The sequence below is a fragment of the Hyphomonas sp. genome, from assembly GCF_040882205.1.
Classification (GTDB): Bacteria; Pseudomonadota; Alphaproteobacteria; order Caulobacterales; family Hyphomonadaceae; genus Hyphomonas.
Window position 1 is genome coordinate 1 of sequence record NZ_JBBEBT010000070.1, and the last position, 6,913, is coordinate 6,913.

Below are 6,913 nucleotides of genomic sequence, written 5' to 3' on the forward strand. Positions count from 1 at the left end.
CCATGAACCTCGGCGCGGCTGACCCAGCCTTTTTCGTCCATACGGGCGATGACCGTGCGGGTGGTGGAGGCCTTCCAGCCCTGCCCCGGACCGACGGCGTCATGCACTTCGCGCGCACTTTGCGCACCAGTGGTCCACAAGTGTTTCAGGATGGCGAGTTCGGTCGCATCGGGCTGGGACATCGCCGCCTCGTTATCAGTGTCACGGGTACGCCACATTCGTAGCCTACCCGTGTCAACTGAAGCGGGACGATGCCCCAAAAGGAACGTGTCAGGCGACGGCGCGGGCCAGCGCGCAATGCGACCAGAGCTCCGACAGGGCCTCGACGAGGTCGTCAATGTCCTGGTCGGTGTGGACCGGCGAGGGCGTGATGCGCAGGCGCTCGGTGCCCCTCGGAACGGTGGGATAGTTGATCGGCTGCACGTAGATGCCGTTGCGCTCCATCAGCCAGTCCGAGATCATCTTGCACTTGACCGGATCACCGACCATCACCGGCACGATATGGCTGGGGTTTTCCATGGCCGGGATGCCGATCTCGCGCAGGCGTATACGGACTTTCTCGACGCGGTCGCGCTGGCGCATCCGCTCCCAGTTGCTCTGCTTGAGGTGCTGTATCGAGGCGCGCGCGCCGGCAGCGATGTGCGGGGGAAGCGCGGTGGTGAAGATGAAGCCCGAGGCGAAGCTGCGGACAAAATCGACGAGAGCGGTGGAGGCCGCGATATAGCCACCCACGACACCGAACGCCTTGCCGAGCGTGCCTTCGATAACCGTAATCCGGTCCATGAGGCCTTCGCGCTCAGCGATGCCGCCGCCATGGTCGCCGTAGAGGCCGACAGCGTGGACTTCGTCGAGATAGGTCATTGCGCCATACTCGTCGGCGATGTCGCAGAACTCCCTGATCGGCGCGATGTCGCCGTCCATCGAGTAGACGCTTTCGAAGGCGATCATTTTCGGCGCCGCGGGATCGAGCGCGGCGATCTTCTCACGCAGGTCATGCGGGTCGTTGTGGCGAAAGACGACGCATTTGGCGCGGGAGTGGCGGATGCCCTCGATCATCGAGGCATGGTTCAGCGCGTCTGACAGGATGATGAGGCCCGGGATCCTGGCGCCGAGCGTGCCGAGGCCAGCCCAGTTGGAGACATAGCCAGAGGTGAAGAGCAGGGCGGCTTCCTTGTTGTGGAGGCTCGCCAGTTCCTGCTCCAGCAGGACGTGGTGGTGGTTGGTGCCGGAAATGTTCCGGGTACCACCTGCCCCGGCGCCGCAGCTGTCAAGCACCTCATGCATGGCCGCGAGAACTTTCGGGTGCTGGCCCATGCCGAGATAATCGTTCGAGCACCAGACCTTGACCGGCTTCTGGCCATCCGGCCCGTGGAAGACGGCTTTAGGGAAAGCGCCCTTCTCACGTTCAATGTCGGCGAAGACGCGGTAGTTGCCCTCCTCCTTGAGTTTCGTCAGCTCGTTCTCGAAGTAAGCTTCGAAGTTCATGGGTCAGGCCCTCCAGTCCGTTTTTGTTTTTGAGGTGTGGGATGATTGCGGCGCCGGCTTCATGGCCCAGCCCCAGAGGGATGGATCGCGTACTGGCAGGATGAGCACCCAGTGCTCGATGACAGCAAGAATGGCGAGCGCAGTGAGCAGCAGGAAGCCGGCCGAGGCATGGCTGCCGGCAGGATGCCCGAAGGCGGTGATCGCCAGCAGCACGGACACCGTAGTAATTGCGACGAGCGCGGCGGTGAAGACACTGCCCGGCGCGCGGCGCGAGAAATAGGTTTTCATATAGTCGAGATGGCGCGGCATGAACTGGTCAACGAGGTTCGGCGCGCCGGTGAAGACGACCAGCTTGGCGCTGATGCGCATGCCCCAGAGGATGACGAAGGTCCACAGCGCGAACTGGTTGGCCGCGCCCCAGCTGAGCCAGATGAGAAGGCCGGCATGGGCGATGATGGCGAGTTCATGATGGAGGACCGCGGCGAGGCCCGCGCGGAAGCGGGCGAAGCCAGTGAGCCCTTCCGGACACGCGACACGCGAGGGGCCCGTGAGGAAGCCGGTGAGGAACATGACCTCATGCCAGGCCCAGAGCGCGAGACCGGCAGCGAACCCGGCATAGGCCCCGGTGACGCTGGTATCACTGCGCAGGGCAACGACCATGAACGTGGCGCCAGCCAGCAGGACGGTAGCGCCAAGGGCGGTCCAGCGATGCGTCGCGCGCGGCAGGCCAATGAGCCAGAATATCGCCCCTGTGCTCAGCCACCAGGCGAGCGCAGCAAAAAGAATGGGGGGGGCGTAGGCGGCCATCTGATCGGTGTCTTCCCTTCCCTACCAGGCTGGCTGGAGCCGGACTTTCGCCGGCAGCTTGTTCTTGCGAACGGGGAGGAAATAGAGCTTCAGGAAGGTCATACCATTGGACAGGACGCAGGCTTTCTTCTGCAGCCAGGCAACAGGGCCTTTGCCCTTGATGGCTTCCATCCTGTCCGTCGTCTGACGGATCTTCTCGAGGCCCTCACGGAACTCCGGCGCGTCGATGTTCAGCTCCAGCGGATAGACCTGGCGGGCGATCTCGTTGGTGACGCGGAAGACCTCGTAGTCATAAGCGGTCGGGTCGACGCCCAGCGCGGCATGGAAAGCCGGGCGGCGATGATCGCGCACGTACATGGTCGCGTAGACGGCCAGAAGGAAAAAGCGGATCCAGTACTTGTTGCCGCCTTGAAGGAGGTGCGGGTTCGCGCGCAGGATCATTGCGAAGGCTTCGCCGTGGCGGAACTCGTCATTGCACCACTGCTCGAACCATTTGAAGATCGGGTGGAAGCGGAATTCCGGATGCTTCTCCAGCTGGCGGAAGATCGTGATATAGCGTGCATAACCGATCTTCTCGGAGAGGTAGACCGAATACCAGATGTATTTCGGCTTGAAGAAGGTGTATTTTTTCTTGCGCGTCAGGAAGCCGAGATCGACGCCGATGCCGAAATCTTTCAGTACGAAATTGATAAAGCCGGCATGGCGGGCCTCGTCGCGCGCCATCAGGCGGAAAAGGGCTTTCATGTCCGGGTTCTCGACCTGGCGCGTGATCTCTCGGTAGAGGACGCAGCCGGAAAATTCGGATGTCAGTGAACTGACGAGAAAGTCCACGAACTCTGTACGCAGCTCGGGCGACAGTGTGCTGAGGATATTGTCGAACTCGCTTGTGCGCTTGAAGTGGTTCCGGTTCGGATCGGATTCCATTTCGGCAATCAGCGCGTCCCACTCTTCCCGCACGCCAGAGACATCGACCTTGTCGACCTCGGCGAAATCCGTGGTGTAGAAGCGCGGAGAGAGCATCGTCTCTTGCATCGCGATCTTGTTGGAGTCGAAAGCGGGCGGCGCTTCGAGAACGCGCATTTCTTCATCGGTCATCACGGCCGTGGACATGGTCAAACCCTTCCGTTGGTGAAGCTCACTTCATAGAGCTCGGTGAGCTCAAACATGGATTGAAAGCGTACCCACGCCTTCTCGAAAAAATTGGCGCGGGTGACGGTCGCTTCCCGGCGCAGCACCAGGCTGCGGCCGAAGGGCACGCTGACCGGGGCGCCGTGAACGAGCACCTTGTCGCCAATACCCGGCTCGATACCGCCGTCGAGTTCGACATGCGCCTCGAGCGACTCATAGGTATGTGCGACACGGATGGTGCAAGCGACAGTGAAACTACGGCGGTTCATGGGGCGATCTCCGCAGATGCGAACAGTTTTGCGAACTCGCCGGCATTGTCGCCGCCAAAGGCGTTGAGGCTGACCCATTTGCCGGTTTCCGGATCCTCCAGGATCAGCTGGCCGTTTTCAGTACGGTGAAGGACGAAGGCTGGGCCGGAGCCAATGCCCATCTGGCGGCGTTCGAGCGCCAGAGAACGCATCGCGGTGCGCACGAAGCCGCCGGTTTCCGGCGCCCATTCGCGCACGAGGTTTGCGCTGGCGGGGTCGCGTGCGATGACGCTGCCATCGGCGCCGTCCTCGAAGGTGAGCGGCAGCGTTTCGGTCGACATCCCGCGCCAGTCCGTGGTGTGGCCCAACCCGGCAAGCCGGGTCGCGCCGACGCCGACGACTGTGAAGAGAACCAGCGCCCCGATGGCCATCAGCAGCGCGCGGGGCGGATGCAATTCGTGGCTGTGGGCAGGGTTTGGCAGGGGGGCGTGGGTCATCTTCAGGTCCTCAGGTGGCCCGGGCGGCGATGCGGGGCGCCAAGACGGGCGGCGAAACGCTCGGACGTGTCGGCGCAGGCACGCCAGTCAGCGTGACGCGGGCGGGGGCATGCGCTGTGATGGCGGCGGCAAGCGCGCGGGCAACCGCGTCCACACCTGTCAGTCCGCGGAGCATTGGCTGCGGACGGCTCATCCGCAGCGGGCGCACATGCGGCCAGAGACGCAGGTAGCCAAGCCCGCCGGTGGCCGCGAGGGAGAGCACGATGTCGCCCTTCCCCTTGCCATATCGGCGCAGGTCGGCCGAGGCGATCTGGTCAAACGGCAGGTTGACGTATTTGCGGATTGCTACGCCGTAGCGCAGCACGACACGCCTGGAGGTGACCGTGTAGACGCTCGCGCGGGCCATTGCCCAGGCAATCAGGAACAGGAGGCCGAGGCCGGCCACTGCTCCGATGCCGGAATTGATCGCGACGCGGGTCATCTCGAGGCCGGTTGCGCCGGCGGTCTCGAGATTGGCGAGACGCCAGCCGGTCGCGAGCACGAAATAACCGATGACGAACCGGATGTGGAAAGCATGGATGGCAAAAGCCAGCGTGCCCGGGCTGCCCTGCCAGAGAAGCTGTTCGCCCTCCGGCAAGGTCTGGGGGAGCCCGCGAACCGGCTCGCCCCCACCCTCTTCTTCATCGTGCAGCTTGATCACAGCCAGGGCTCCTGGCGCTGCGGCGTGGCGTAGAGTGTGCCGCCGCCAAAATAGCCACTGATCATGTCTTCTTCGAGCCGGGTCACCTGGTCCGGAGACCTGGTGCGCGGCACATTGGCGAAATGCCCCGCCTTGATCGCATCCACTTCGACGCGGCCGCGCGCCTTCGAGATGTTCGAGAACGGCACCGGCAACAGCACCGTGGCGCCCGAGCCGTCAAGGCGCACTTCGAGGTATCGGATTATAGTCTCGGCCGTGTCGACCCAGAGATCGGTCACTGTGCCCGCCACCACGCGGTCAAGTCCGACAACCTTGAGGCCGCGCGGGTCGACATCCTTCGGCGAGACCGAATAGGACGGGTGCAGACGATAGGGCGATATGCGGACCTGGCCGTCCCAGTTGAGATCCGGAACATCGTCGCGCATGGCATAGGAGGCCGGACCAACGCCGTCCTTCATCGGATCACCCGATGGCACGAAGGGCGAACCGGCCCATTGGGCGGTGCGGTTGAGCGCCAGTTCACGCGTGTCGGCCCTGGCATAGGCCAGTTCGATCGTGCCCCGGCCATTCGGCAGGGTGAACGATTTCTTCGGCGGCACGAACAGAAGCGCAGGCGCTTCCTGGCGGCCGCTGGGATCTTCCTCCAGCGGATAGCCTTCGCGCATGCCTTCGCGTTGCAGATAGTAGATCAGCCAGACGAAGAAGATCATGAATGCCCAAAGGCAGATGTCCACGAGATCTATTCCGTTGACGAACTCTCCACTGAAAATCATGACCGTTCTCCTTGAGGTCGTATCAACCTGGGTAAGCCGCCAGGCCGAACTTGGTGGATGGATTGGATGGTGGGGCAAGCGTGTGACGGGCCAGCGGGCCAATCACGACAAGCGTGGCAAACAAGAGCAGGATTTCGAAATGGTAGACCACGCCGTAACCGGGCGCGGGACCGGTGAACGCAGGGCCGAGTTGCCCGCTGTTGGCAAGACCGGATACGATATCGCGCGCCGCGCCGCCGAAGGCGACCGCCATGCCGGTGGCGGTCGCCGTCACGGCGCCCCAGGCGCCCAGCGCAATGCCGCTGTCGTGACGGCGGGCGATGCCCATGACCGCTGTCAGTGTGCCGACGGCGAACAGGCCGCTGCCGAAACCGATCAGCAAGGCACCGAGCAGGAAGGCCGCCGTCGAGCCGATGGGCTGCGCAAGGATGACGAGCGCGAAGGCAAACACGCCCGCAACTGCGCCAAGACCGGCGAGGCGGTGCGGCTCGCCGCCTTCGCTGAGCTGGCCGGAACAGTAGGCAAAACCCATCAGCGCGCCGAAGGCTGACAGCGCCGTGAGACGGGTCGTGTCGGCTACGCTCATGCCGAGGACTTCCGCGCCGTAGGGCTCGAGCAGCACGTCCTGCATGCTGAACGCAGCAGCGCCAAGGCCGGCAGCGATCAGCAGGCGGACGGTGTTGCGGTCCTGCGTCAGGCGCGCCCAGGTTTCGGAGAAGCTCGCGTGCGCGCGGCCGGGCGCAGTAAGCGCCGGATTGCGTGCCTCCTGCTTCCACAGCGCGATGACATTCAGGAGGATCGTGAGGACGGCGGCGCCCTGAATGACCTGGATGAGGATCAGCGTGTTGAAGTCGCGCAGCAGCCAGCCGAAGACCAGTGAGCTCGCAAACATGCCGGCCAGCAGCATGATATAGAGCAGCGCGACGACACGCGGCCGCGTGTCGTCTGTGGCGAGGTCGCTCGCCAGCGCGAGGCCAGCAGTCTGGACCGTATGGATGCCGGCGCCGACGAGCAGGAAGGCCGCGGCCGCCCCCGCCTGCCCGATCCAGGCCGGGCCGGTCGAATCCCCGGAGAGAAGGATCAGCGCGAAGGGCATAAGCGCGAGGCCGCCGAACTGGAACATCGAGCCGAACCAGATATATGGCACGCGGCGCCAGCCGAGCACCGATTTGTGTGTATCGGACTTGTGGCCGATCAGCGCGCGAAGGGGCGCAAAGACGAGCGGCAGGGCGACCATCAGCGCCACGATCCAGGCTGGAACGGCCAGTTCGACGA

Annotated in this window: 9 protein-coding genes; all 9 read right to left on the reverse strand. The window is 63.9% G+C overall.

Annotation, left to right across the window (positions count from 1 at the left end; genetic code table 11):
* Positions 1 to 218, reverse strand: a 218-nt coding sequence (locus WEA77_RS03055; RefSeq protein WP_368066389.1) for a BlaI/MecI/CopY family transcriptional regulator, incomplete at its 3' end; no start/stop codon positions are given.
* Between the two features lie 52 nt (positions 219 to 270).
* Positions 271 to 1,485 carry a 5-aminolevulinate synthase gene (gene hemA / locus WEA77_RS03060; RefSeq protein ID WP_368066390.1) on the reverse strand — a complete coding sequence of 405 codons (1,215 nt, stop codon included), beginning with the start codon at positions 1,483 to 1,485 and terminating at the stop codon, positions 271 to 273.
* A 3-nt stretch (positions 1,486 to 1,488) separates the two neighbouring features.
* Entirely contained in the window at positions 1,489 to 2,292 is an 804-nt protein-coding gene (puhE, locus tag WEA77_RS03065) for a putative photosynthetic complex assembly protein PuhE (RefSeq protein ID WP_368066391.1), read from the reverse strand.
* 21 nt (positions 2,293 to 2,313) lie between these two features.
* Complete coding sequence (gene acsF / locus WEA77_RS03070) at positions 2,314 to 3,372, reverse strand: magnesium-protoporphyrin IX monomethyl ester (oxidative) cyclase (RefSeq protein WP_368066398.1); 1,059 nt, start codon at positions 3,370 to 3,372, stop codon at positions 2,314 to 2,316.
* Between the two features lie 32 nt (positions 3,373 to 3,404).
* Positions 3,405 to 3,689 (reverse strand): hypothetical protein, encoded by a 285-nt coding sequence (locus WEA77_RS03075; RefSeq protein WP_368066392.1) that lies wholly within the window; start codon positions 3,687 to 3,689, stop codon positions 3,405 to 3,407.
* Complete coding sequence (gene puhC / locus WEA77_RS03080; protein ID WP_368066393.1) at positions 3,686 to 4,165, reverse strand: photosynthetic complex assembly protein PuhC; 480 nt, start codon at positions 4,163 to 4,165, stop codon at positions 3,686 to 3,688. Before puhC ends, WEA77_RS03075 begins: the two co-directional genes overlap by 4 nt.
* A 10-nt stretch (positions 4,166 to 4,175) precedes the next feature.
* Positions 4,176 to 4,865: a photosynthetic complex putative assembly protein PuhB gene (gene puhB, locus WEA77_RS03085; RefSeq protein WP_368066395.1), complete on the reverse strand. Its 690-nt coding sequence runs from the start codon at positions 4,863 to 4,865 to the stop codon at positions 4,176 to 4,178.
* Positions 4,862 to 5,638 carry a photosynthetic reaction center subunit H gene (gene puhA / locus WEA77_RS03090; RefSeq protein WP_368066396.1) on the reverse strand — a complete coding sequence of 259 codons (777 nt, stop codon included), beginning with the start codon at positions 5,636 to 5,638 and terminating at the stop codon, positions 4,862 to 4,864. Before puhA ends, puhB begins: the two co-directional genes overlap by 4 nt.
* A 22-nt stretch (positions 5,639 to 5,660) precedes the next feature.
* A partial coding sequence (locus WEA77_RS03095) for an MFS transporter (RefSeq protein WP_368066397.1) occupies positions 5,661 to 6,913 on the reverse strand: 1,253 nt, incomplete at its 5' end.